The 26,029-nt window shown below is 63.6% G+C and carries 22 protein-coding genes; 13 read left to right on the top strand and 9 right to left on the bottom strand.

Annotation, left to right across the window (positions count from 1 at the left end; translation table 11 throughout):
- Positions 1 to 54: 54 nt before the first annotated feature.
- A complete protein-coding gene (locus FJ471_RS05520; protein WP_140802148.1) occupies positions 55 to 687 on the bottom strand; it encodes an HAD family phosphatase in 633 nt (210 codons plus the stop codon).
- Positions 688 to 997: 310 nt separating this feature from the next.
- Here FJ471_RS05520 and FJ471_RS05525 point away from each other — a divergent pair, with 310 nt between their 5' ends.
- Positions 998 to 1,954 (top strand): sugar-binding transcriptional regulator, encoded by a 957-nt coding sequence (locus FJ471_RS05525; RefSeq protein ID WP_140802149.1) that lies wholly within the window; start codon positions 998 to 1,000, stop codon positions 1,952 to 1,954.
- A gap of 20 nt (positions 1,955 to 1,974) precedes the next feature.
- On the opposite strand, the gene FJ471_RS05530 is transcribed toward FJ471_RS05525, so the two are convergent.
- Positions 1,975 to 2,160, bottom strand: coding sequence for a hypothetical protein (locus FJ471_RS05530; protein ID WP_140802150.1), 186 nt, complete (start codon positions 2,158 to 2,160; stop codon positions 1,975 to 1,977).
- Positions 2,161 to 2,372: 212 nt separating this feature from the next.
- Between FJ471_RS05530 and FJ471_RS05535 the strand changes: the two genes are divergently transcribed.
- The 9 genes from FJ471_RS05535 (at position 2,373) to FJ471_RS05575 (ending at position 12,441) form a co-directional block, all read left to right on the top strand.
- Positions 2,373 to 3,281, top strand: a complete 909-nt coding sequence (locus tag FJ471_RS05535) for a LysR substrate-binding domain-containing protein (protein WP_140802151.1) — start codon at positions 2,373 to 2,375, stop codon at positions 3,279 to 3,281.
- Positions 3,282 to 3,454: 173 nt separating this feature from the next.
- The gene (locus tag FJ471_RS05540; RefSeq protein WP_140682453.1) at positions 3,455 to 4,765 is read left to right on the top strand and encodes a sugar ABC transporter substrate-binding protein; all 1,311 of its coding nucleotides are present in this window, start codon (positions 3,455 to 3,457) and stop codon (positions 4,763 to 4,765) included.
- 143 nt (positions 4,766 to 4,908) lie between these two features.
- A complete protein-coding gene (locus FJ471_RS05545) occupies positions 4,909 to 5,781 on the top strand; it encodes a sugar ABC transporter permease (protein ID WP_140802152.1) in 873 nt (290 codons plus the stop codon).
- Between the two features lie 11 nt (positions 5,782 to 5,792).
- The gene (locus FJ471_RS05550; protein WP_140802153.1) at positions 5,793 to 6,617 is read left to right on the top strand and encodes a carbohydrate ABC transporter permease; all 825 of its coding nucleotides are present in this window, start codon (positions 5,793 to 5,795) and stop codon (positions 6,615 to 6,617) included.
- 46 nt (positions 6,618 to 6,663) lie between these two features.
- Positions 6,664 to 7,668 carry an ABC transporter ATP-binding protein gene (locus FJ471_RS05555; RefSeq protein ID WP_140802154.1) on the top strand — a complete coding sequence of 335 codons (1,005 nt, stop codon included), beginning with the start codon at positions 6,664 to 6,666 and terminating at the stop codon, positions 7,666 to 7,668.
- A gap of 10 nt (positions 7,669 to 7,678) precedes the next feature.
- A complete protein-coding gene (locus tag FJ471_RS05560) occupies positions 7,679 to 8,449 on the top strand; it encodes an L-iditol 2-dehydrogenase (protein WP_140802155.1) in 771 nt (256 codons plus the stop codon).
- 178 nt (positions 8,450 to 8,627) lie between these two features.
- Positions 8,628 to 10,106 carry a mannitol dehydrogenase family protein gene (locus FJ471_RS05565; RefSeq protein WP_140802156.1) on the top strand — a complete coding sequence of 493 codons (1,479 nt, stop codon included), beginning with the start codon at positions 8,628 to 8,630 and terminating at the stop codon, positions 10,104 to 10,106.
- 68 nt (positions 10,107 to 10,174) lie between these two features.
- A complete protein-coding gene (locus FJ471_RS05570; RefSeq protein WP_140802157.1) occupies positions 10,175 to 10,858 on the top strand; it encodes an HAD-IA family hydrolase in 684 nt (227 codons plus the stop codon).
- Positions 10,855 to 12,441, top strand: a complete 1,587-nt coding sequence (locus FJ471_RS05575) for an FGGY-family carbohydrate kinase (protein WP_140802158.1) — start codon at positions 10,855 to 10,857, stop codon at positions 12,439 to 12,441. Before FJ471_RS05570 ends, FJ471_RS05575 begins: the two co-directional genes overlap by 4 nt.
- Positions 12,442 to 12,465: 24 nt before the next feature.
- Here the strand turns inward: FJ471_RS05575 and ugpC are convergent, their stop codons facing one another.
- The 7 genes from ugpC to FJ471_RS05610 form a co-directional block, all read right to left on the bottom strand.
- A complete protein-coding gene (gene ugpC / locus FJ471_RS05580; protein WP_140802159.1) occupies positions 12,466 to 13,551 on the bottom strand; it encodes a sn-glycerol-3-phosphate ABC transporter ATP-binding protein UgpC in 1,086 nt (361 codons plus the stop codon).
- A gap of 3 nt (positions 13,552 to 13,554) precedes the next feature.
- Positions 13,555 to 14,601: an NAD(P)-dependent alcohol dehydrogenase gene (locus tag FJ471_RS05585; RefSeq protein WP_140802160.1), complete on the bottom strand. Its 1,047-nt coding sequence runs from the start codon at positions 14,599 to 14,601 to the stop codon at positions 13,555 to 13,557.
- Positions 14,602 to 14,616: 15 nt separating this feature from the next.
- On the bottom strand, positions 14,617 to 15,444 hold the full coding sequence (locus tag FJ471_RS05590; RefSeq protein ID WP_181179174.1) for a carbohydrate ABC transporter permease: 828 nt from the start codon (positions 15,442 to 15,444) through the stop codon (positions 14,617 to 14,619).
- Complete coding sequence (locus FJ471_RS05595; RefSeq protein ID WP_140802161.1) at positions 15,441 to 16,307, bottom strand: sugar ABC transporter permease; 867 nt, start codon at positions 16,305 to 16,307, stop codon at positions 15,441 to 15,443. The genes FJ471_RS05590 and FJ471_RS05595 overlap by 4 nt, the downstream gene beginning before the upstream one ends.
- Before the next feature lie 99 nt (positions 16,308 to 16,406).
- Positions 16,407 to 17,681: an extracellular solute-binding protein gene (locus FJ471_RS05600; RefSeq protein ID WP_140802162.1), complete on the bottom strand. Its 1,275-nt coding sequence runs from the start codon at positions 17,679 to 17,681 to the stop codon at positions 16,407 to 16,409.
- Between the two features lie 240 nt (positions 17,682 to 17,921).
- Complete coding sequence (locus FJ471_RS05605; protein ID WP_140802163.1) at positions 17,922 to 18,839, bottom strand: AraC family transcriptional regulator; 918 nt, start codon at positions 18,837 to 18,839, stop codon at positions 17,922 to 17,924.
- Positions 18,840 to 18,955: 116 nt separating this feature from the next.
- Positions 18,956 to 20,302 (bottom strand): nucleotide sugar dehydrogenase, encoded by a 1,347-nt coding sequence (locus FJ471_RS05610; RefSeq protein ID WP_140802164.1) that lies wholly within the window; start codon positions 20,300 to 20,302, stop codon positions 18,956 to 18,958.
- Positions 20,303 to 20,747: 445 nt separating this feature from the next.
- Between FJ471_RS05610 and FJ471_RS05615 the strand changes: the two genes are divergently transcribed.
- The 3 genes from FJ471_RS05615 to FJ471_RS05625 are packed head-to-tail and all read left to right on the top strand — an operon-like array spanning position 20,748 to position 25,881.
- On the top strand, positions 20,748 to 21,794 hold the full coding sequence (locus FJ471_RS05615) for an NAD-dependent epimerase/dehydratase family protein (protein ID WP_140802165.1): 1,047 nt from the start codon (positions 20,748 to 20,750) through the stop codon (positions 21,792 to 21,794).
- 2 nt (positions 21,795 to 21,796) lie between these two features.
- Positions 21,797 to 23,074 (top strand): glycosyltransferase family 2 protein, encoded by a 1,278-nt coding sequence (locus FJ471_RS05620; RefSeq protein WP_140802166.1) that lies wholly within the window; start codon positions 21,797 to 21,799, stop codon positions 23,072 to 23,074.
- Entirely contained in the window at positions 23,071 to 25,881 is a 2,811-nt protein-coding gene (locus FJ471_RS05625; RefSeq protein ID WP_140802167.1) for a DUF3131 domain-containing protein, read from the top strand. Before FJ471_RS05620 ends, FJ471_RS05625 begins: the two co-directional genes overlap by 4 nt.
- The last annotated feature ends 148 nt before the right edge of the window (positions 25,882 to 26,029 follow it).

Here is a 26,029-nt window from a genome sequence, read left to right on the forward strand (position 1 = left end):
TTCACGGGTAGAAGGTGCCGGCAGGCGGATGAGGGGCAGCGCCGACGCCTGCGGTTAGAGCCCCAACTGCGCCCGCAACTCCGCGGCGCTGTTGATGACGATGGCGCCGGGCGGACCTTCCATCGGCGCTTCCGGCCAGAAGATCGTCTTCATGCCGGCCGCCAGCCCGGCCATGGCGCCGGTCAGGCTGTCGTCGACGGCAAACGCATCTGCCGGATCGACGCCGGCGAGATAAGCGGCGCGCAGGAAGGGTTCGGGAAGCGGCTTGCCGTCGATCACGTCGTTGCGGCTGACCGTCATCATGCCCGGATAGGTGAGGCCGACGGCGCGCAGATTGGCGTCGACGATCAGCCGGTCGGAATTCGACACCACTGCCTGCTCGACGCCGAGCGCGCGCAATTCGTTGAACACTTCGATCGCGCCGGGACGCGGCTTCAGCGTCTCGGCCATCGGCAGATAGTGATCGTATTTGCGCACGATCCAGTCGTCGAACGGCAGGTCGAGGCCGAACTCGTCGCGCAGCATCTCGTAGACCGGCCAAGCGGCGATACCCAGCACGCGCTCATGCAGGTCGTGCGGCGGCGCGACGCCGACGCTGCGCAGCGCCGCCACAAGGGCAGCCTCATGCAGCGGCTCGCTGTCGACCAGCGTTCCGTCCATATCCCAGAAAACGGCTTTCGGCGTCATGCGCGGCTCCTTCGCCGATCCCCTTAAAGCATGTCTCCCGAAAGTGGTAACCAGTTTCGGGACAAAGACATGCGCAAAACAAAAACTAAAGCGCATGGAGCGAATCTGAAAGATCGCGACGCGCTTTAGTACGTTTCCCGGTCGAGATAAACCGTCCCGCCGGCGAATGGTTGGGCAAGCGATGCATCGACCTTTCGGGTGGCATGGATGCCTCCAAGCAATTGCCCTTTCGATAGACAATTGCGCGTCGGCGTATTCGCTGTAAGCTATGGCGCCCGTTTCAGCATTCTCGCGGGCGGGGAGGCAGGACGTGAATTCGCGACAGGAAACCGGCAGCACCAGGTTGGACGACGCCGCGCGCGCCGGCTGGCTTTATTATGTTGCCGGCAACACGCAGGACCAGATCGCCGCCAAATTAGGCATCTCCAGGCAGACGGCGCAGCGGCTGGTGTCGCTCGCCATGTCGGAGGGCCTGATCAAGGTACGCGTCGATCATCCGATCGCCAACTGCCTCGACCTCGCCGCGCGGCTGAAGTCACGCTTCGCGCTCGACCTTGTCGAAGTGGTGCCGAGCGATCCGACGTCGAACTCGACGACGATCGGCATCGCCGAGGCGGCAGCGGCAGAGATCGAGCGCCGGCTGCGCTCGGAAGCCCCCATCGTCATGGCAATCGGTACCGGGCGCACGCTGAAGGCGGCGATCGAGCAGCTGCCGCCGATGGAATGTCCGCAGCACAAGGTCGTGTCCTTGACCGGCAACATCTCGCCCGACGGCTCGGCCGCCTTCTACAACGTCATCTTCACCATGGCCGACCGCGTCAAGGCGCGGTCCTTCCCGATGCCGCTGCCGGTCATCGCCTCCTCGCCGGAAGAGCGCGAGATGCTGCTCAACCAGCCGATGATCCAGCCGACCCTGGCATTGGCCGCCGAGGCCGACGTCACCTTTATCGGTATCGGCGATCTCGGTCCGAAGGCGCCGCTCTATGAGGACGGCTTCATCTCCGAAAGCGAGTTGAAGGCGCTGCAGAAGGCCGGCGGCATCGCCGAGATCGTCGGCTGGGTGTTCGACCGCGAAGGCCGCATGATCGAAGGCATCACCAACGACCGTGTCTCATCGGCCGCCTTGCCGTCGCGGGAGAAGTCGCTGGTCATCGCCTTGGCCATGGGCGAACGCAAGCTGCCGGGCATTCTGGCGGCGGTCAATCGCCGGCTGGTCAACGGCCTCATCACCGATGAACGGACGGCCGCGGCGCTGCTCGCAGGCTGACTGCCGATAAAAACAGCCGCCTATTGCGAGGGCCCGCGCGGATCGTTGCCGTCGAGGAAACCCATGTCGCGCTGCAGATGCTCGGATAGCTCCCGAACATCGATATAGCCGCGCCTGCGGCCCGAAAACCTTGCAAATTCCCGCACCAGCGTGAAAAACCAGCCTTGCGCCGGGGTGGAAACGAGCTTTTCCTGGATCGTGGTCATGATCTTCAGCCTTCGTTGGAGCAATTCCAGGAAAAGTGTGAGCGGTTTTCCGTTCGGAATTGCGTAAAATCAAAGAGTTAGAGCGGTTTACCGTTTCTGTGAAACGGTGAAGCGCTCTAGTGCTTGAACTCGATTGATCGTCGACCCCAAATATCGGGTTGGCTGGTTCGTCCTTCCAATTAAACCTCGATCATGACCCATAAGGAGGTTTTATGCCCGATCTGAAGCCCCCGCAGCTTGCGCCGCTGCCGCCGCTGCAGGCGATCCGGGTGTTCGAGGCGGTGGCAAGGCACCTGTCCTTCACCAAGGCGGCGCAGGAACTGGGCATGACCCAGGCGGCTGCCAGCTACCAGATCAAGCTGCTCGAGGAGCGCATCGGCGGCCCGCTTTTCCTGCGCAGGCCGAAGCAGATCGAGTTGACCGAGCCCGGCCAGCGCCTGGCGCCCGCCGTCAGCGAGGCCTTTTCCATCCTGGGCCAGGCCTATGCCGCGGCGCGCGGCGGCGCCGACGGCCTGCTCTGCGTCACCACCGTGCTGACCTTCGCCTCGAACTGGCTGGCGCAGCATCTGGGCTCGTTCCAACTCGAGCATCCCGCGCTTGCCGTGCGGCTCGACACGTCGAGCCGCCTGACCGATTTCGCGCGCGAGGACGTCGATCTCGCCATCCGCTCCGGCGGCGGCAAGTGGCCGGGCCTGGAGGCGCATAAGCTGCTCGACGCCGATTTCACGCCGATGCTGAGCCCCAGGCTCGCGGCGAGCATCGGCGGCGTCAGCGAGCCGGCCGACCTGCTGCGCCTGCCGATCCTCGATCCCGGCGACATCTGGTGGTCGCAATGGTTCGAGGCCGCCGGCGTTGCCGGGCATGACCTCGCTAAGCGGCCCGGCTCCAGCATGGGCGCGCAGGCCTATGAGGCGAACGCGGCGATGGCCGGCCATGGCGTGGCGATCCTGACCAGGGCCTTGTTCAAGAATGAGATCGCCGACGGCCGCCTGGTCCAACCTTTCGATCTCGTCGGCGACGACGGCCATGCCTATTGGCTGGTCTATCCGACGGCGCGCCGCAACGTGCCGAAGATACGCGCCTTCCGCGATTGGATCCTGGCCGAGATCGCCTGCCCGTAAGCCGGCCACTCCAAGTTCCCCCTTCCAGCAGGCCGGCCACGTCGCCGGACGCGGTCACGTTGCGTCATTTCTGCTGCGCTGCAGCATCGATTCCTCCTTGACATAATTCACTCCAAGTGAGTAATTGCCCAAAGCCAAGGCAAATGCTCATCTTGGTTTATGGGAGGAATTTGATGAAACTTCGCACGCTCACCCTGGGCCTGTTGTCGGCCAGCGCTCTCGCTTTCGCCGCGCATGCCGAATCCATCACCATCGCCACCGTCAACAATGGCGATATGGTCCGCATGCAGAAGCTGACGGACGACTTCACCAAGGCCAACCCCGACATCCAGTTGAACTGGGTCACCCTTGAAGAGAACGTGCTGCGCGAGCGCGTCACCACCGACATCGCCACCAAGGGCGGCCAGTACGACGTCATGACCATCGGCACCTATGAGGTTCCGATCTGGGCCAAGCAGAGTTGGCTGCTGCCGCTCGACAAGCTCGGCGACGACTACGACGTCAAGGACATCATCCCGGCCATCGCCGGCGGCCTTTCGGTCGACGGCAAGCTCTATGCCGCGCCCTTCTACGGCGAAAGCTCCTTCGTCATGTACCGCAAGGACCTGATGGAGAAGGCGGGCTTGAAGATGCCCGACGCGCCGACCTGGGACTTCATCAAGCAGGCCGCCGACAAGATGACCGACCGCGCCAATGGCGTGAACGGCGTGTGCCTGCGCGGCAAGGCCGGCTGGGGTGAGAACATGGCCTTCCTCACCGCCATGTCGAACTCCTTCGGCGCCCGTTGGTTCGACGAGAACTGGAAGCCGCAGTTCGACCAGCCCGAATGGAAGAACACGCTGCAGTTCTATGTCGACCTGATGAAGGCCGACGGTCCGGAAGGCGCTTCGTCCAACGGCTTCAACGAGAACCTGGCGCTGTTCCAGCAGGGCAAGTGCGGCATGTGGATCGACGCCACCGTCGCGGCGTCCTTCGTCTCGGATCCGAAGGCCTCGCAGGTCGCCGACAAGGTCGGCTATGCTCTGGCCCCCGACAATGGCCTCGGCAAGCGCGGCAACTGGCTGTGGGCATGGTCGCTGGCGATCCCCGCCGGCACCCAGAAGGCCGATGCCGCCGAGAAGTTCGTCTCCTGGGCAACCAGCAAGCACTATGCCGAGCTGGTCGCCTCGAAGGAAGGCTGGGCCAACGTTCCTCCGGGCACGCGCTCCTCGCTCTACGCCAATGCGGAGTACCAGAAGGCAGCGCCTTTCGCGAAGATGACGCTGGACTCCATCAACGCCGCCGACCCGACGCATCCGACCGTCAAGCCGGTGCCCTATGTCGGCGTGCAGTTCGTCGCCATTCCTGAATTCCAGGGTCTCGGCACCACTGTCGGCCAGCTCTTCTCGGCCGCCCTTGCCGGCCAGTCGAGCGTCGACGACGCGCTCAAGCAGGCCCAGGACGCAGCCACCGCGGCGATGACCGAAGGCGGCTACATCAAGTAAGGCTCCTCCCGGTGCCGAAGGCCGGTCGCGCATCATGACCGGCAGGTGGCCGCCCGAAACCCAGTTCGGGCGGCCACCCTTCAAAATCGGGAAAATTCTGGCACAACTCTGAAAATCCGGCTGACCTTGGGAGGGTGACCGTCATGGCTACTCAGCAAACCCGTTCGCTCGCTCGTTTCATGATGGCGCCATCGGTGATCCTGCTGTTCGTCTGGATGATCGTGCCGCTGGCTTTCACGCTGTGGTTCTCGTTCCTGCAATACAATCCGCTGAACCCGATCCGTGACGGCTTTGTCGGCTTCTCCAACTACAGGCTGTTCTACGACAATCCGGCGTTCTTCGCCGCCATTCTCAACACGCTGACCATCGTTGTGGCGGTCCTGCTGATCACCATCATCGGCGGCATCCTTCTTGCGCTGCTGCTCGACCAGCCGATCTGGGGCCAGGGCATCGTGCGTATCCTGGTCATTTCGCCGTTCTTCGTCATGCCGCCGGTCGCGGCGCTGGTCTGGAAGAACATGATCATGCACCCGCAATACGGCGTCTTCGCCGACATTGCGCGCTTCTTTGGAGCCCAGCCGATCGACTGGTTCGGGCAGCACCCGCTGACGGCGGTCATCATCATCGTAGCCTGGCAATGGCTGCCCTTCGCAACGCTGATCCTGCTGACCTCGCTGCAGTCGCTCGACGGCGAGCAGAAGGAAGCGGCCGAGATGGACGGCGCCGGCTTCATCAGCCGCTTCATCTATCTGACGCTGCCGCACATGTCGCGCGCCATCACCGTCGTCATCCTGATCCAGACGATCTTCCTGCTCTCGATCTATGCCGAGATCCTGGTCACCACCAATGGCGGCCCGGGCTACGCCTCCACCAACCTGCCTTTCCTCGTCTACCAGAAGGCGCTGCTGGAGTTCAAAATCGGGCAGGCATCCGCCGGTGGCGTGATCGCCGTCATTCTCGCCAACATCGTTGCCTTCTTCGCCATGCGCGCCGTCGGCAAGAACCTCGACAAATAAGGGAGGACAAGATGGCACGCGCAGTCACCACCCAGCACAAGACGATCGCCACGGCCGCGGCCTGGATCGTCGCCCTGCTGATCTTCTTTCCGATCCTTTACACGATCATCACCTCGTTCAAGTCCGAGCAGGAGGCGATCCAGGGCTTTGCCCTGATCCCGTCGGGCACCATGGAAAGCTACGCCGAGGTGCAGGCGCAGAGCGGTTATTTCAAGTTCTTCCTGAACTCGGTGATCCTGTCGGTCGGCTCGACCGTCCTGGCTCTCCTGGTCGCGGTCCCGGCGGCATGGTCGATGGCGTTTTCGCCGACCAAGCGCACCAAGGACATCCTGATGTGGATGCTCTCCACCAAGATGATGCCGGCCGTCGCGGTGCTGTTCCCGATCTACCTGATCTTCCGCGACACCGGCCTGCTCGACAGCCGCATCGGCCTCACCATCATGCTGATGCTGATCAACCTGCCGATCGTGGTCTGGATGCTCTACACCTACTTCCGCGAGATCCCGGGCGAGATCCTGGAGGCGGCGCGCATGGACGGCGCCTCGCTGTGGAACGAGATCATCCATGTGCTGACGCCGATGGCGGTTCCCGGTATTGCCTCGACGATGCTCTTGAACATCATCCTGGCCTGGAATGAAGCGTTCTGGACCATCCGGCTCACCACCACCAATGCCGCGCCGCTGACGGCCTTCATCAGCTCCTTCTCCAGCCCGCAAGGCCTGTTCTGGGCAAAGCTGTCGGCGGCCTCGACGCTGGCGATCGCGCCGATCCTGATCATGGGCTGGTTCAGCCAGAAGCAGCTCGTGCGCGGCCTCACCTTTGGCGCCGTGAAGTAACAACGCCCAAGCGGCGGACGACGAAGACTACCCCCGGGAGGAAACCATGGGAAACATCACGCTCAAGAACGTCTCCAAGTCCTTCGGGTCGACGACGATCATTCCGGATATCGACCTCAATATCGAGGACGGCGAGTTCGTCGTGTTCGTCGGCCCCTCGGGTTGCGGCAAGTCCACGCTGCTCAGGCTGATCGCCGGGCTTGAGGACGTCAGCGGTGGCACCATCACCATCGATGGCCGCGACGTCACTCAGGAGGCGCCGGCCAAGCGCAAGCTCGCTATGGTCTTCCAGTCCTACGCGCTCTACCCGCATATGACGGTCGCCAAGAACATCGCCTTCCCGCTGAAGATGGCCGGCGAGGACCAGGCGACCATCGACAAGAAGGTCAAGGACGCCGCCCGCGTGCTCAACCTCACCAACTATCTCGAGCGCCGTCCCGGCCAGTTGTCCGGCGGCCAGCGCCAGCGCGTCGCCATCGGCCGCGCCATCGTGCGCCAGCCCTCGGCCTTCCTGTTCGACGAGCCGTTGTCGAACCTCGACGCCGCGCTTCGCGGCACCATGCGGCTCGAGATCAGCGAGCTGCACCATCAGCTGAAGACGACCATGATCTACGTCACCCACGACCAGGTCGAAGCCATGACCATGGCCGACAAGATCGTCGTGCTCAACGCCGGCAACATCGAGCAGGTCGGCTCGCCGATGGAGCTCTACAAGACGCCGAAGAATCTCTTCGTCGCCGGTTTCATCGGCTCGCCCAAGATGAACATGATCGAAGGCGCGCCGGCGGAAAAGTATGGCGCCAAGACCGTCGGCATCCGGCCAGAGCATCTCAACATCTCGACCACGTCAGGCGATTGGAAGGCGACGGTCGGCGTTGCCGAGCATCTCGGTTCCGACACCTTCCTGCACGTCCAGGCGGACGGCATCGGCACCGTCAATGTGCGCGCCGATGGCGAGGTTGGGGTGAGGCATGGCGACACCGTCTACCTGACCCCGGACAAGGCCAAGCTGCATCGCTTCGGCGCCGACGGGAAGGCGCTGACCCAGTGAGGACGGGACAGTGAGGCTGAAAGGCAAATCGGCGCTGATCACCGGATCGGCGCGCGGCATCGGCAGGGCCTTCGCCGAAGCCTATGCGCGCGAAGGTGCGACGGTGGCGATTGCCGACATCGACCTCAAAGCGGCGCAAGCGACGGCGAAAGCGATCGGTCCACAAGCTTACGCTGTCCAACTCGACGTCACCGACCAATCCTCGATCGAGGCGGCGGTGAAGGCGGTCGAGGCGAAGACCGGTGGGCTCGACGTGCTGGTCAACAACGCGGCGATCTTCGACCTCGCGCCGATCGTCGAGATAACCAAGGCGAGCTACGAAAAGCTGTTCGCGGTCAATGTCGCCGGCACGCTGTTCATGCTGCAGGCCGCCGCCCGCTCGATGATCGCCGCTGGCCGGGGCGGCAGGATCATCAACATGGCGAGCCAGGCCGGCCGCCGCGGTGAGCCGCTGGTCGCGGTCTATTGCGCCACCAAGGCTGCCGTCATCTCGCTGACGCAGTCCGCGGGGCTCGACCTGATCAAGCATCGCATCAACGTCAACGGCATCGCGCCGGGCGTCGTCGACAGCGACATGTGGGATCAGGTCGACGCGCTGTTCGCCAAATACGAGAACCGGCCGAAGGGCGAGAAGAAGCGGCTGGTCGGCGAAGGCGTTCCGTATGGCCGCATGGGCAAGCCCGAGGACCTCGCCGGCATGGCGGTTTTCCTAGCCAGCGACGAGGCCGAATACATTGTCGCCCAGACCTACAATGTCGATGGCGGGCAATGGATGAGTTGATGGGGATGAGTTGACGGGAATGGGTTGAGGGGGAGGCGCTTCTCTTCTTTCCTCCGGAGAAGACGCCGCGGGGCAGGTGAGGGGCAGCATACTGGAACACCGGGTGTTGCCCCTCATCCTCGCTCCCTCGCAGGAGGCGTAATCAGTCGGGCTGCAGATCGGCCAAAGGGTAAATGAGATGACCGTGAAACTCTCCTCCTCGAACCTCGCCAAGCTGCCGGCCAAGGTCGCCGGCCCGAAATACGACCGCTCCGCCCTCAAGGCCGGCATCGTCCATTTCGGCGTCGGCAACTTCCATCGCTCGCACCAGGCGGTCTATCTCGACGACCTGTTCGGCACCGGCGAGGGTCATGACTGGGCGCTGATCGGCGCCGGCGTGTTCGAAGGCGAGAAGATCGGCCGTTCCAAGCTGCAGGAACAGGACTGGCTGACCACCGTCGTCGAGCAGGACCAGGGTCACATGAGCGCCCGCGTCACCGGCGCCATGATCGATTTCCTGACGCCTGGGGACGCGGCCGCGATCATCGAGCGGCTTGCTGATCCGGCGATCAAGATCGTGTCGCTGACTATCACCGAAGGCGGTTATTTCATCGACCCGGCTTCCGGCAAGTTCAACCCGGCCCATCCCGACATCGTTGCCGACGCGCAGCCGGGTGCAACGCCGAAAACCGTTTTCGGCATCATCCTTGCCGGCCTGCTGCGCCGGCGCGCCGACGGCATCGTGCCGTTCACCGTCATGTCCTGCGACAACATCCCTCACAACGGCCACGTCACCTCCGACGGCGTCATAGGCCTGGCACGGCTGATCGACGAGGACCTCGCCAAATGGGTCGAGGACAAGGTCGCGTTCCCGAACGGCATGGTCGACCGCATCACGCCGGCTACCAGCGACCGCGAGCGCAAGATCCTCGCCAACGATTTCGGGCTCGAGGACAATTGGCCGGTGTTCTGCGAGCCGTTCAAGCAATGGGTGCTGGAGGATCGTTTCACCGCCGGCCGCCCGGCGCTGGAAAGGGTCGGCGTGCAGTTCGTCAAGGATGTCTCGCCCTACGAACTGATGAAGATCCGCATCCTCAATGGCGGCCACGCCACGATCGCCTATCCGGCCGGGCTGATGGACATCCATTTCGTTCATGAAGGCATGCAGGAGCCGCTGGTGCGGGCCTTCCTGTCGAAGCTCGAGCATGATGAGATCATCCCGACCGTGCCGCCGGTGCCCAACACCGATCTGGAGGAGTATTACCAGCTCATCGAGCGCCGCTTCTCCAATCCCAAGATCGGCGACACCATCCGCCGGCTTTGCCTCGACGGTTCCAACCGCCAGCCGAAATTCATCATCCCGACGATCGCCGACCGGCTGAAGGCGGGCAAGGGCGTCGCCGGCCTCGCGCTGGAATCCGCGCTCTGGTGCCGCTACTGCTTCGGCACCACCGACAGCGGCGCCGTCATCGAGCCGAACGACCCGAGCTGGGACCGCATGCAGGCGACCGCGAAGGCGGCGAAGGACGACCCGAAGGCCTGGCTGGCGATGGAGGACATCTATGGCGATGTCGGCCGCTCACCCGTCTTCGCCGAGGCCTTCGCCCATGCCTTGAAGGCGCTGTGGGCGCACGGCGCGCGCGAAACCCTGACGCGCTATCTCGCCGGCAAGCTCTGAAATCTCTTTGACGCAATTCCGGACGGAAAACCGCTCACACTTTTCCTTGCATAGTTGGAAGCACAGCCATGACGCCGGAACTGGTCATCTTCGACTGTGACGGCGTGTTGGTCGACAGCGAGGCGCTTTCGGTCTCGGCGCTGCTCAACATGATCGAGCTCGCCGGCGGCACGGTCAGCGAGGACGCCGCCTACGAGCACTTCCTCGGCAAGAGCATGAAGAGCGTGCGCGAGATCCTCGGCCGCGACTTCGGGCTGGAAATCAGCGACCGGCATCTGACCGCCATGCGCGTCGAGCTGATGCGCAAATTCCGCGAGGAATTGAAGCCGATCCCGGGTGTCAAGGATGTGCTGCCCAAGCTCGGCCTGCCCTGCTGCGTCGCCTCGTCCGGCACGCTGGAGCGCATTCGCTATGCGCTCGACGTTACCGGCCTGCTGCCCTTGCTGGAGCCGCATCTGTTCAGCGCCGCCATGGTCAAGCGCGGCAAGCCGGCCCCCGACCTTTTCCTCCACGCAGCCGCCTCGATGCGCGCGCATCCGCGCAAGTGCCTGGTGATCGAGGACAGCCCGGCAGGCGTTGCCGCGGCGCGCGCGGCCGGCATGCGGGTGCTGGCTTTCACCGGCGGCTCCCATGCCTCCAATCCGGCGCTGAAGGCGCGGCTTGCGTCGACGGAACCGGACTCTATATTCGCTGACATGCTGCAATTGCCCGATCTGATTGCAGGCCTGGGAGCGAGAGACAAAGCATCTTGACGAAAAGTTTCGTTTGCGCGGTCGATGTCGGCACCGGGAGCGCGCGCGCGGGCATTCTCGACGCGCGTGGCAACCTGCTCGGCCGCGCCGATCATCCGATCGCCATGCATCAGCCCAAGCCCGATCACGCCGAGCACGATTCGGAAGACATCTGGTCGGCGGTGTGCAAATCCGTGCGGTCCGCCCTCCAGAAATCCGGTGTCGCCGCCGGCGATATCGCCGGCATCTCTTTCGACGCGACCTGCTCGCTGGTCGCGCGCGACAGGCAGGGCGGCCAGCTCAGCGTCTCGGTCACCGGCGAGAAGCGCTGGGACACGATGGTTTGGCTCGATCATCGCGCCATCGCCGAGGCCGATGAATGCACGACGAGCGGCCACGCCGTGCTCGACTATATCGGCGGTGTGATGTCGCCGGAGATGGAAACGCCGAAGCTGATGTGGCTGAAGCGCCATCTGCCGAACACATGGAATGAAGCCGGCTATCTATTCGACCTTGCCGATTTCCTGACCTGGAAGGCAAGTGGCTCGCTTGCCCGCTCGCAATGCACGCTGACAGCGAAATGGACCTATCTCGCGCATGAGGAAAAAAGCTGGCGGCGCGATTTCTTCGAGTTGGTCGGCCTCGGCGATCTGTTCGAGCATGGCAACCTGCCGGAAAAGGCCAGCCCCGTCGGCGCCGATATCGGCCCGCTGACGGCCGAAGCGGCCGCCGCACTCGGCCTGACCGAAAGATGCCGGGTGGGCGCCGGCGTCATCGACGCCTATGCCGGCGCGCTCGGCGTCTTGGGCGGCTTTGCCGGCGACGAGAAAGACATCGGCCGGCATCTGGCGCTGATTGCCGGCACATCGTCCTGCGTCATGGCCATGTCGCCCGACCCGCAGCCCTTTGCCGGCGTCTGGGGTCCCTATTTCGGCGCCGCATTGCCGACGCTGTGGCTGTCGGAAGGCGGCCAGTCGGCCACCGGCGCGCTGCTCGATCACATCATCCGCTGGCATGGCGCCGGCGGCGAGCCGGACGCGGCCATGCATATGAAGATCGCCGGGCGCGTCGCCGAGCTGCGCGCCGAGGACGGCGATGCGCTGGCCGCAAGGCTGCATGTACTGCCGGACTTCCACGGCAACCGTTCGCCGCTCGCCGACCCGCATGCCGTCGGCGTGATCAGCGGCCTGACGCTCGATTCCTCCTTCGACAGCCTGTGCAAGCTCTACTGGCGCACCGCCGTCGGCATCGCGCTCGGCGTGCGCCATGTGCTCGAGGCGCTGAACGAGAACGGCTATCTGATCGACACGCTGCATGTCACCGGCGGCCACACCAAGAACCCGCTTTTGATGGAGCTCTATGCCGACGCCACCGGTTGCACGGTGGTCGAGCCGCTGGCCGACGAGGCGGTGCTGCTCGGCACCGGCATGGTGGCGGCGACCGCCGCCGGTATCTACGGCGATCTCAACGCGGCCTGCGTCGCCATGCAGCAGGGCGGCAAGACCCGCGCCCCCAACAAGGAAGCCGGCGCCCGCTTCGACCGCGACTACCGCATCTTCCTCGAAATGCACCGCCAGCGGCAGGCGCTCGACGCGGTTCGATAGGGCGCCCAGGAACGCTCTATCCGTCTATTGTCTGCGCAGCGACTTGCCTGTCTCCGCGTCGAACAGATGGAGGCTCTCCTCGTCGAACGTGTAGCGCACGGGCGCGCGCGGCTCGGGGCATTCGCGGGCCGGCACCAGCGCGCTGATCTCCTTGCCGCCCGATCCGAACGTCACCAGCGCGTCGTTGCCGTGGAACTCGATGAGATCGGCGGTGCCTTGCAACAGGTTTGCTGTGCCGGCTTGCGCCGTCTTCAGATCCGGAGGCCGGATGCCGAGCATCACGCGATCGCCGTGGGTGAGATGGAAGTCGCTGCCTTGCAGCGACAGCACCGTGCCGGCGCCGGTCAGCGTCCAGCCATCCCCTTTCCGGCCGACCATGGCCTCGATGAAGCTCATGTTGGGCGTGCCGATGAAGCCGGCCACGAACAGGTTGCCGGGGCGGCGATAGATCTCCGCCGGCGAGCCGATCTGCTCGATCACGCCGTCCTTCAGAAGCACGATGCGGTCGGCCAGCGTCATCGCCTCGAGCTGGTCGTGCGTGACATAGACGGTCGTCGTCTTCAGCGACTGGTGCAGCCTGGCGATCTCGACGCGCATATGGTTGCGCAGCTTGGCGTCGAGATTGGAGAGCGGCTCGTCGAATAGGAACACTTTCGGCGTCTTGATCATGGCGCGCGCGATCGCCACGCGCTGCTGCTGGCCGCCGGAAAGCTCGGTCGGCTTGCGGCCGAGATAGGGTTCAAGCCCGAGCGTTCTGGAGACCGCCTCGACCCGTTTCTTGATGTCGGCCGCCGGCACCTTCTGCCGCTTCAGCCCGAAGGCGATGTTGTCGAAGATGGTCATATGCGGATAGAGCGCATAATTCTGGAACACCATGGCGATGCCGCGGTCGCCGGGGTCGAGATCGTTCACCACCTTGCCGCCGATCGACACCTCGCCGCCGCTGATATCCTCCAGCCCCGCCAGCATCCTGAGCAGCGTGGACTTGCCGCAGCCGGAGGGCCCTAGGAACACGACGAATTCATGCTCTTCGATCGATAGGTTCAGATCGCGGATGACGCTCGTGGCGCCATAGGCCTTGTCGACATGGGAGCAAACGATCGCGGACATCCCTTATCCCTTCTCGCCGGTCAGCAGGATCTGCAGCTTGACGTCCTGCGGCTTGCCTTGCGCGGCGCGCTCGAACGCCTTGATGCTCTCGGAGAAATCATAGGTGCCGGTGATCAGCGGCTTGAGGTCGACCTTGCCGGAGCCGATCAGCTGCAAAGCGCGGTCGAAGATGTTGGCGTAGCGGAACACGGTCTCGATGCGCACTTCCTTCGAAATGGCCGCCGGCACGTTGAGCTCGACCGCCTCCACCGGCAGCCCGACCAGCACCACCGCGCCGCCCGGCCGCACGATGTCGAACAGGTTGGCGAAGGCCTTCGGGCTGCCGCTCGCCTCAAACACGATGTCGGCCCCCCAACTGTCGGTCGCGGATCGCACCGCATCGACCAGCGACTGCTCGCCGATATTGACCGGCACGATGCCCGGATACTGGGCGGCGATCGCAAGCTTCGGCGCGGAGAAGTCCGAGATCAGCACCTTGGAACAGCCGCCCGCCAGCGCGGCCAAGGCGATCATGATGCCGATCGGGCCGCAGCCAACGACGACTGCGACGTCGCCGGGCACGATGCGGGCGCGCGCCGCCGCCTGCATGCCGATGGCGAAGGGCTCAACCATCGCGCCTTCGGCGAAGGAGACATTGTCTGGCAATTTGTAGGTGAAGGCCGCCGGGTGAACGGCGTAGGGCGCGAGCACCCCATGCACCGGCGGCGTGGCCCAGAAACGGACGTCCGGATCGACATTGTAGATGCCGAGCTTCGTCGCGCGTGACGAAAGATTCGGCACGCCGGGCTCCATGCAGACCCGGTCGCCGACCTTCAGGTTCGCGACATTGGCGCCAACCTCGACTATCGTGCCTGACGCCTCGTGGCCGAGCACCATGGGCTGGCGCACGATGTAGCTGCCGATGGCGCCATGCGTGTAGTAATGCACGTCGCTGCCGCAGACCCCGACCGTGTGGATGGCGATCCTGACGTCGTCCGGTCCGACGTCCTGCGGCAGCGCGATCTCACGCAGCGACAGTTCGCCTTTTTTCTCAAGCACCAGTGCCCGCATCGGGTAAGCCTCGCTTCAATTTTTCTTTTGCCGGAAAACGGAATTCAGGAAGCCGCTCAAAACACCGAGAAACAGCAGCGGCGGCAGCGACAGCAGCACGACCGAGGCATTGAGGATGCCCCACGGCACGTTCATGCCTTGCTGCGACAGCTCGGAAGCGACGATTGGCAGTGTCTTGGCGTTGGAGCTCGACAGCATCAGCGCGATCAGGAACTCGTTCCAGACCAGCACGAAGCTGAAGGCGATGGCGCCTATCAGCGAGCGCGCCGCCACGGGAAGCGCGATCCGCCAGAACACCGAATAGGCGCCGTAGCCGTCGACGAAGGCGGCTTCCTCGATCTCCTTCGGCACGCCCTGGAAGGCGGGAATCGCGAGCCACATGATCACCGAGATGGTGAGCAGCGAATAGGTGACGATCAACGCCGGCAAAGTGTCGTAAAGGCCGACCTGCAACCAGATCACCATCAGCGGAATGGCGACCGCCACCGGCGGCAGGAAGCGCAGCGACAGGACGAAGAACTGGATGTCGCCGGCAAAGCGGTTAGGATAGCGCGCCACCGCATAGGCCGCCGGCAGGCCGAGCGCGATGCCGATCAGCACCGCCGAGCCGCAGGCGACGACCGAGTTGTAGAGCCCGGTCAGCACGCTGTCGCGGCCGAGGATGTAGCTGATGTTGGCGAGCGTCGGCGTGAATATCACTTTCGGCACGCGCGTGATGATGTCGACGTTGTTCTTCAGCGCGTTGAGCGCGGTCCAGACCAGCGGGAACACGGCCAGGAATCCGGCCAGCGCCAGGACGGCCTTGGCGATCAGGCGGCCCAGTCTTATCGGATAGGGCTTCATGCCTGCACCCGCTTCCAGAGCATGGTGAAGGTGATGACGGTCGCGATCATCATCAGCACCGCCATGGCCGAGGCGTAGGAGACCTTGCCGGATTCGATGAAGCCCTGCGAGAAGGCGTACATGTCGAGCGTCTCGGTCGCCACGCCCGGCCCGCCGCGCGTCATCACATAGATCAGGTCGAAGGAGCGCAGCGACTCGATCATCTTGACGAACATCAGGCTGACCAGCGGCGCCTTCAGCATCGGCAGGGTGACATAGGCATGGATCTGCCAGCGCCTGGCGTGGTCGAGCCTGGCCGCCTCGATCGGCTGTGGCGGCAAGGTCTCGAGCAGCTTCAGCACGATGACGGCGAAGAACAGCCCCCATTGCCAGACATCCACCGTAGCGACGGCGAACAGCGCGGTCGCCGGTTTGGACAGCGGATCGAAGATCAGCCCGCCGGTGACAAGCCGGTAGGGATAGGTGGCGATGCCGTAGAGCGGGTGATAGGCGAACTTCCACACGAAGGCGGCCGACACACGCGGCAAAAGCACCGGGATGATGAACAGGAGGCAATAGAAATTGCGCATGCGCGGGCCGGCGGCCTCGAACATCAGGACACCCAGTCCGATCGCCACCACCATCGTCGCCACGACCGTGACGATCTCCCATTTCACCGAGACCCAGACGGCGTTGAGGAAGCGGCGGTCGGTAAAGAGATCGGCGAAGTTCGAGAACCAGACCCAGGAATAGCCCGTCGTGCTCAGCTCGCGGTTCTGCAGCGCGATGACGATGGCGTAGAGCGTCGGCACCATCGACAGCACCAGAAGGATGGCCAAAGTCGGAACGAGAAATGTGACTGGCAGGGAAGAGCGTCGGCGCATGGCCTGTCCTCGGATTTTGCTGCTGTCTGGTGAAGATCCCGCGGCGCGGATCCCGCCATTCCTTCGAATGCCGTGGATCGCGCGCCGCGGGCGGGAGGATTACTTCTTCTTCACCAGCTCGTTGGCATAGGCCTCGAGCTCGTTGAGGCCGCCCTTGATGTCGGTGCGGGTGCCGGTGACCAGTTCCTCCAGGATAATGCCCCAGCGGTCGCCGAGATCCGGCCAGCGCGGATCCTGCCAGAAGTTCACCGCCGTCACCTTGCCGGTATCGGCCAGAGCCTTGCCGAGATCGGCGCCATAGATGTCGGCGAATTCCTTGCTGGTGAGGATGCTGGTGCGGTTGAGCTCGCCGAACTGATGCGCGCCGAGCCGGCGTTTCTCGCTCTCCTTGGACGTCGCCCAGGCGATGAACAGGCCGGCGCATTTCTTCGCGGCGTCATCCGCATTGGCCTTGGTGCCGATGGCGAGTCCGTGGCCGTAACCGCCGCCCGGCAGCGGCGAGGGCGGCGGCAGGAAGCCGACCTTGCCGACCACCTGCGAGGTCTTGGGGTCCACCGCCATGCCCGACAGCGGCGTCGATTCGACGAGGATGGCGACCTGGCCGGACAGGAAGGCGCCGGTCGATTCATCCCAGCTGCCGGTCTGCGTGCCGGGCGCCGAGTCCTTGAACAGCTTCAGATAGGTTTCCGTCGCCTTCACGGCGGCGTCCGAATTGAAAGCCGGCTTGTCGCCGTCGAACCACTTGCCGCCATAGGCCTTGAAGAACGGCATCCAGCGCCAGACATTGGCGCCCGAGCCGCGCGCGCCGCGCAGCGCAATGCCATACATGCCCTTGTCGGCATTGGTGAGCTTCGGCACGTCGGCGATCAGCTCGTCCAGCGTCTTCGGCGGCTGGATGCCGGCGGCCTCCAGCACGTCCTTGCGGTAGACCATCAGGTCGCCGCCGCCGGTCAGCGGCGCGAACCAGACCTTGCCGTCATAGGTGGCGACCTTCTGGCGGCCCGGGTCGAAATCGGCGTAGTCGTAGTCGGCCGGATAATAATCGGTCAGCGGCACGATCCAGCCCGAGGACGCGAACAGCGCCACATTGGCCTCGTCGACATAATAGACGTTGTAATTGCCGACGGTGGAGGCGTCGGCGCGCGACTTGGCGCGGCGGTCGTTTTCGTTGAGGTAGTCGATCTGGAACGAGGCGCCGGAGAGTTTCTTGAACTCGTCCTTGGAGTCCTCCAGCAGCGTCAGGCCGTCGCGCGGTTGCGCCAGCACCTTGACCGGCGCGGAGCAGACCGGCGCCTGGGCAAGTGCTGCGGTTGAAACGGAAGCGGTAAGCACGAACGCTGCGCCGAGGCTGGCAGCGAGCCGATTTGAATTCATTGAACTTTCTCCTCCAGGAATACTCGCGGAAGCAGGAAGTCCTTGGGCTAAGCGACCCTCACCGTCGCCTTTGTGACTTCCCATCCGTCGCCAAAATGAGCGGTTGGAAGGAGCGAGACTAGAAGGCCCGTTGCAGCAGACCTGTACTTTTATGCATTGTGCGGCGCAAAATATGGCGATGGCAGAGTCTGCTCGTCACACGAGTATCAGTACCAGCAGAAGTGGTCGGACCTGGCCTGATCAGGCCCGCAGCGTCAGCCGCTGCCGCGACAGCTTGCGGTAGGACGAAGGCGTCATCTTGTGCTTGCGCAGGAAGGCCCGGTTGAAGTTGGAGATGTTCATATAGCCGACCTGGAAGCAGATGTCGGTGATCGGGATCTCGGTATCGGCGAGCAGCTTGCAGGCCTGCCAGAGTCTCAGCTTGGCGACATGGTCGCTGAACGAATTGCCGGTGTTCTTCTGGAAGAAACGCGAGAAGGTGCTTTCGCTCATCCCAGCCAATTGAGCCACGTCGGGCAGCTTCAAATCCTCGGCGAAGTGCTGGAACAGATAGGTTAGCGACCGCTGGATGATGTCGAGCGACTCGGCGTCGAGAAGTGGGGAAAAATCCGGCGACGACAACAGCGCGTATTCGTCTGTGGTGGCCAGGAGGTCCAGCAGTTCGAGGAACAGGCGGAACCTTGCCAGCCCATGCACCTCTCCCATCCGTTCCATCAGCTCGGCGCCGTCGAGCGCGGTCTGGCCATGGAAGACCATGCCGCGCAGCGAGCGTTCCAGGAACGGCTCCAGCTCGCGCAGTTCCGGCAGCAGCCCGGCCGAGCCGCGCAGCCGCTCGGGATCGAATTGCAGCACGATATCGCGGCCTTCGATCAGCTCGCCCGGCTGCACCGCCGTCACCCAGTCATGCGGCAAGCCGCCGCCGACGATGGTCAGGTAGCCCGGCCCGAATTCGCCGATATGGTCGCCGACCAGCACGACGCCGGACGATTTCCTGAGCAGATGGATCTCGTATTCCGGATGGAAATTCCAGACATTGCGCTCCCACGGATAGTCGTCCAGCCGCCACAGGAAACTGTCGCTGGCCTCCGTCACGATGTGCTCGAAGGCGGGCACCGTGCGCGGGATCGCGGCCGTGTTCTTTCTGCGTCTGAACGGCATCCATTCCTCCCGGCGTGGTGCGCCGGCTGTCCGCATCAGAGCAATCCGTAGCAGGCTGGCTCAGCCAAGTGAACGAGCCATTGGCGCCAATCCGAGGCTGTCTCCGGCGAGCCGCTCTAGGCTTTCACCACCCGGTCGCAGACGATGCCGTTGCGCTGCATGGCATTGCGCGTGTCGATGATGAGGCGCGAATGATTTGCCAGGAGCCCGTAGTCGACCCCGTCGTGATCGGTGACGATGACGACCGCGTCATAGGCAGCGATGGAGTCGCGGTTGAGGCGGATGCAATCCTTGCCGGCCAGCGTCGGGTGCTTGCGCGTCTTCGGTATGCGCGCGACGTGGGGGTCGTGATAGGCGATGTCGGCGGCGCGTGTCTCGAGCAGCTCGATCAGCTTGAGCGCCGGGCTTTCGCGCACGTCCGACACGTTCTTCTTATAGGCGACGCCGACGATCAGGATGGCTGCCTGGCTCAGCGGCAGTCCAAGCTGCGTGTCGAGGGCTTCCGACAGCTTCGACATGACGTAGTGCGGCATGGAGACGTTGATCTCGCCGGCAAGCTCGATGAACTTCGTCGACACTTCGAACTCGCGCGACTTCCAGGTCAGGTAGAAGGGGTCGATCGGGATGCAATGTCCGCCGAGCCCCGGGCCGGGATAGAACGGCATGTAGCCGAAAGGCTTCGTCTTCGCCGCCTCGATGACTTCCCAGATGTCTATCCCCATCGCGGAATAGATCACCTTGAGCTCGTTGACCAAGGCGATGTTGACGGCGCGGAAAATGTTTTCCGTCAGCTTCACCACTTCAGCCACCTTGATGCTGGAGACGGGCACCACCTTCTCCACGATCGCGCCGTAGAAGAGCGCAACCAGTTTCGCGGCGATCGGCCCGTCGCCGGCGACGACCTTCGGAATGGTGGCTGTTTCAAAGCCGATGCTGCCCGGATCCTCGCGCTCGGGCGAATAACCGAGGAAGAAATCCCTGCCGGATTTGTAGCCCGTCGCTTCCAGTATGGGCTTCATCACCTCGTCGGTGGTGCCGGGATAGGTGGTCGATTCCAGCACGATCAACTGATGCTTGCGCAGATGAGCCGCGATGGCGCGCGTTGTTCCTTCCACGAAGGAAAGGTCCGGCTCGCGCTGTTTTGTCAGCGGCGTCGGGACGCATATGGATATGACATCGCATTCTTCGAGGGCCGCGAAATCCGATGTCGCCTGGAAAGATCCGCTGGCGCTGATGTCCTGCAGCGCCTCGTCGGTAACGGCGCCGATATAGGAGCGGCCCATCTTCAGTCTCTCGACCTTGCTGTTGTCGATATCGAAGCCGATCACCCGGAAGCCGGCCCGCGCCGCCACCGCGGCTAGCGGCAGTCCGACATAGCCAAGCCCTATGACGCCGATCGTGGCTGTCCGTGATTCAAGTCTTGAATGAATTGTCGCGCCGCGAGCCTGCTCGACCAAAGCCATTGTTGCCTCCATCAGTGGCGCTGGTCCGGAACCGGCGCTCATTGCAATGACGTGAATTCTGACGGAACAGGACTTCTGTAGCCGGCGTCATAACCCCACGTTGCCGCAGGTCGCTATGCAACTCTTGTGCCACGACGTTTCTGCCGCGCCTGAGCCTTGCGCGGAGCCCGCAAAGTCAGGGGAAGCCGCGACCTGCGCGGATCAAGATCCTGCGGATTGTCAAGCGCGCTGGTTGTACCGATTTCGCACACAGCTGCGTCGTTTTAGGCCGCGTTGAAAAGTGAATCTCAAAAAAGGCAACGATTACAATGCGGTAATTAACCACTGTCGTTTAGCATATTATTAACTATCAGTTGCGTTGCCTGGGGAAATCCTCGTTTGATGAAGGAAGGGCGCACAATGAGGGTGCGGCTTTCTTCTTTATGCAAGTGAGGATTGTCGCTCGATGAGCATGAACAGCAACGAAGTGAGGTACCTTATCGCGGGCGGCGCGGGGTGTCTCGGAACCAACCTTGCCCGTCGCCTTCTCGGTCAGGGCGCGCATGTCGATGTCGTCGACAATCTCTCTACCGGTCGCCAGGCGAATGTCGACCAGCTGTCGCGCCACCCGAACTTCGGCTTCATCAAGATGGATGTCGCCGATCCGGCAATTTGCCGGCGGTTGCAGCGCCGTCGATACAGCCACGTCTACAATCTGGCCTGTCCCACGGGCGTTCCCAACATCAGGCGGCTGGGCGAGCAGATGCTCATGGCTTCGTCCGCCGGGACGCTGAACCTGTTGAAGATCGCCCGCAGGTGCAAGGCGACATATCTGTTCGCCAGCACCGCCGAGGCTTACGGCGATCCGGACGTCTTCCCGCAACGCGAGACTTATGTCGGGCGGGTCGATCCCGTCGGGCCGCGCAGTCCTTACGAGGAAGGCAAGCGTTTCGGCGAGGCTCTGACCCGCTTCTGGGGCGGCAAATACGGTATCGAGGTGCGCATCGTGCGCATCTTCAACACCTATGGTCCCGCCATGTCGCCCAAGGACCAGCGTGTCATCCCGCAGATGTTGACCCGCCTCATCGCCGGCCAGCCCGTGCCGATCTATGGCGACGGAACGCAGACGCGAACCTTCCTGCACGTCGACGATCTCGTGAACGGACTTCTCACGGTCGTCGAGAAAGGCGTCAGCGGTGAGGTCTACAATGTCGGCGGCGACGAGCAGATCACGGTCCGCGATCTCTTCGCCACGGTGAAGAAGGCGACCGGCCTCGCCGGCGAAGCCATCTTTCGCGACCATTTCATCGAGGACCACCGCGGCCGCTGGCCGGATACGACCAAGCTCCGGGCCCTCGGCTGGCGACCGAGCATCTCATTGGAAGCCGGTATCCGCCAGAGCTATCAGGACCTGCTTCGCTCGCTGGGCATCAAGCCGGCTCGTCCGGCCTTCCCAGCGCATGGCAAGACCGACCGCGCCCTGGTCCCGGGCGATGCGCCGCAGCTCGCTTAGCCATGAGCGCGACGGCCGTCCTCAATGTCATCTTGATGGTGCTCAGCGCGTCGCTGGGCATCAACATCGCGTTCTGGTGCACGGTCGGGCTGCTGCGTTTCATCACCGAGCTGGGAAGCCGCAAGGCAGCTGCTGGCCCTCGCGCGATTAAGGTCGCCGATGTCGCGGTCGTCATCCCCGCGCATAATGAAGAGATCGCGCTTCCCAAATGCATTGCCGCCCTCAAGGCGATCATCCCGGCTCGGCAGATCTACGTCGCCAGCGACGGATCGAAAGACGCCACGGTCTCCATCGCCCGGAGCATGGGCTGCAGGGCACTCGACATCCGGCCCAACGGGGGCAAGGCCAAGGCCATAGACCGGGCCATCAAGCACTATCGCCTTTGCGAGCGGTTCAAGGCCGTGCTGATCCAGGATGCCGATTCCGAAATCGACCCGCGCTATCTCGATTACGCTCTTCCGCTGTTTGACGATCCGGGCGTCTGCGTCGTCGCGGGCCATGTTCTCTCGCGCTGGCGCGATCAACGCTTGCCGACGCTGGATATGCTCTTCGCCGCCTATCGGACGCGTCTCTACAGGGTCCTGCAGACCGCGTTCCAGTATGGCCAGTCCTGGAAATGGACCGGAGTGAGCTATATCGCGCCCGGCTTTGCAAGCATGTATCGCACCCAGGCGCTGACCCAGATCGACATCACCGCCCCGGGCCTCGTGATCGAAGACTTCAACATGACCTTCGAGGTGCAGCACAAAGGGCTGGGCCGCGTCGCCTATACGCCGAGGGCGCGGTGCTCGTCGGAGGATCCGTTCAACCTCTCCGACTACCGCAAGCAGGTGCAACGCTGGTATCTGGGCTTCTGGCAGACGGTGCGCCGGCACGGGGTCTGGCCAAGCCGTTTCTGGCTTTCGCTCGGCGGCTTGCTGGCGGAACTGCTCGTCATATCGATTTTCGCCCTCGCTTTGCCGCTGGCCACCCTGGCGTATCTGACGACAGGCTTTGAAGTCCCCGCATTGTCGGTCGGCCAATTGGCGATACGGCCGGTCTCGCCGCTCGTTCTCCTCGCTCTGTTCCTCGCGGTCGACTATGCGCTCACTTTTGTCGTCGCGATCATCGAGCGACGGCCGAGCCTGATGCTCTACGGCATCGCCTTTCCGGCCATCCGGCTTCTCGACGCCGCGCTTTTCCTGCGCGCCCTGGTCAAATCCTTCACCGCTAAATCCGATGGCCGCTGGGTGAGCCCGGCGCGATACGCGATCCCCGCTGCCGACAGGAGGCACTCATGAACATAAGCCGGCGTTCGGTTCTTCTCGGCGGCATCAGCATCCCGCTTCTGGCCGTTGCTGGCCGAAGTGTCGCCGCCACGGCCGCGGCGCGTCTGCCCAATCCGCTGATGGTGATCGTCAGCGGCGTCGACGCCGGCGCCGATACAGGCAAGCTCGGCGCTGTCGCAAATGCCTTCTCGTCCGCGACGCTGCCAATCGCCATGACCATCGACATGGCCGGCGACCCCAGCGACATCCCGGACTACAATTCCGGTTTGGCCAACTGGATCAGGCAGTCCGTGGAAATGGCTCCGGACGCCATTGAATTCGGCGTCCATGCCGCGACAATCGCGGCGGACGATCCCTATCTTCAGGCCCGTCAGGCCGGCGAAATGCAGGCCGCGTTCTCGCACATGATCAACGCGTTCGAGCGCTACAAGGCCAAGGCCGTCATCACCGCGCTGACGCTGACCACCAATCAGCCGCTGCAATCGCTTCAAGACGCCGCATCGATGCGGTCCGCCGGCATCCGCACCGTCATCCGTCTCGCGGGAGCGCAGGACGACAAGGTGGGCTCGCTGCCCTCGGATGGGGGTTACTGGACGAGCAGCACCGGCCTTGTGAACACCTTTGCCTCGGCGCGCACCTCCGCCACATCGGGCAATGGGACGCTCGCCCTGACGGCGCCGGACACGCTTGCGCAAAACATCATGGCTCTTGCCGCCAGCAACGATCCGATTGTCGTTGAAATCCCGTTTGCGGCGCTCGCCGGTCTGTCCATCGTCGACGCGGCTGGCTATGCGGCCGGTGTCGCCAAAGCGGCGCTGGCCGCCACCGCATCCGGCGCCGTGCGTGTCCTGGCGCCGCAGAAGCTCTATGCGCAAAGCCGCGACACCGCCAGGCGCTACATCGTGGTCCGGGTGGACGACCTGCGTGTCGACATGGATACCGACCCGAGCCACATGGCCTTCGTTCGCGGCCTTATTGAAGCCGGCTATCCAGTTACCGACGCTATCATTCCGGCTCCCAAAACAGGCATGCTTTCCGCGGACGAGCGCTGCAAAGCCTATCTGCGATCGATGTCCGCCGAGCGGCGGTTCGATATCGCAGGGCACGGCTGGCGCCATACGCCGTCCGAACTGCTCGGAAATTCGTTCGAGAAGGATGTCGACCTCATCAGAAACTGCATGAGCGAAATCTACCGCACCACCGGCAAGCTGCCGATGACCTATATTCCGCCGAACGACGATTTCGACGACAACACGCTCGATGCCATAGCCGGCGCCGGGACGCCGATGTTCGCCGCGGAGAAGGGAGACCTGCGCTGGTTCAACGGGCTGGACAAGCGCGGAATCCTGCACGTGTCCAACACGGTCAAGTTCGAAAGTGCTTGGACCGGCGACATTCCCTACTTCTCCGAGGAGCAGCTTTTCGATTACCTCGGCGCGGATAATGACGCGGTCTTCTGCATCCACCCGGACACCGCCAACACGCCGGAGAAAAAGAAGGTTATCCTCGACTCCTTCGCGAGGATGTCGAGCGAGCCCGGCACGACGCTGGTCAATTTCGCGGAATATTACCAAGCCGTCTGCCCGGCCATGCCGCAAGCGGATCGCATCAGGCAAGCGCGTGCGGACGTATCGGTGAAGGACTGGAGAAGACCCGATCCGCAGCAGCCGGATGCTGACGTGTTGAAAGCCGACGCCGAACTGGCCTGGACCTATTTCGACTGGGGCGCCAAGAATTTCAACGGCATGGCCCCCGCCACGGCGTGGGTCGAATTTGGCAGGTCGACCGGATATCCGTTCACGACGATGTGGGATATCGGATCGAACATCCTGGCGGCGGTTTCGGCTCACCGCCTGGGCATCATCGACCAGACCGCATTCGAGAAGATGACAAATCGCATTCTCGCATTCCTGGGCCAGGGTGATTTCAGCTTCGCGCGGGTGAAGCTGCCCAATACCGAGCGCCGGCTCAGCTCGAAGGGCGGCGAGCGCGACGGTTTCGACAGCGCCGACGCCGGACGCCTGTTGGTCGCCCTGAAGATTCTGGACAGCTACACGGCTGGCGCCTTTCCGGTGTTCAAGCTGGTGCAGCACTGGTCGTTCGGGCCGGTCCTCAAGGACGGCGAGATGCATGTGGTCAGCGATACCGGCAAGATTTCGTCGGTCCAGGAAAACAGCTACGCCGGCTATGCCGGTCGCGGATACAGCCTGTGGGGGGAGGCGATAGCGCCGGTTTTCACCACGCCGGATCCGAGCAACGATATGGACGCCGCCCTCGCGACCATCGCGGAAGTGCAGCGGCGCGGCCGCATCGCGACCGAGCCCCATGTCGCCGAGGAAATCGAGCTGGGCGCATCGCCGCACGGGCGCCTGATCGCCGATATCCTCTACGCCGCCCAGATGAAACGCTTCCAGGATACCGGCATCCTGACCTGCGTCTCGGAGTCCGCCATGGCAGGGCCTCCCTACTTCACCTATCAGGGCTACCAACTGACCGACGATGGCGGCATTTTCCCGGTCGACACGTTGAAGACCTCCGCGCCCGACAAGGCGGCGAAGCTTTCCGACTCGCTGCGGCTGGTAAATTCCAAGGGCGCCTATCTGTGGCTCGCGGCCCGGCCGGGCGACTACGCGCAAAAGCTGGTCGACTACGTCAGGGAGCGCGCCAAGATGAAGGGAATGGGTTTTTCCGCCGGAGTGTCTGAGCGTACGGGCAAGCGCATCGAGGTCAGCGATATCAACACCAACGGCATCATCCTGGAGTCCGTCGCCTATATACTCGGTGGCCGCAAACCGCTGATTTCGCGCGCGGAGGCCTGAACGCCGCCGCATCTGGCGGCGGCTGGATCAATCGCTAGCCGGGCCTCCTCCCTTGCCAACATGTCGCATTTCGTTCACAAGGCGACGCAAATGGCGCCATTTTGCGCCATTGCTGTGCGGCTTCCGGCCCTTTGGCCGACGCGCCGTG

This window comes from Mesorhizobium sp. B2-7-1 (genome assembly GCF_006440735.1).
Lineage (GTDB): Bacteria > Pseudomonadota > Alphaproteobacteria > Rhizobiales > Rhizobiaceae > Mesorhizobium.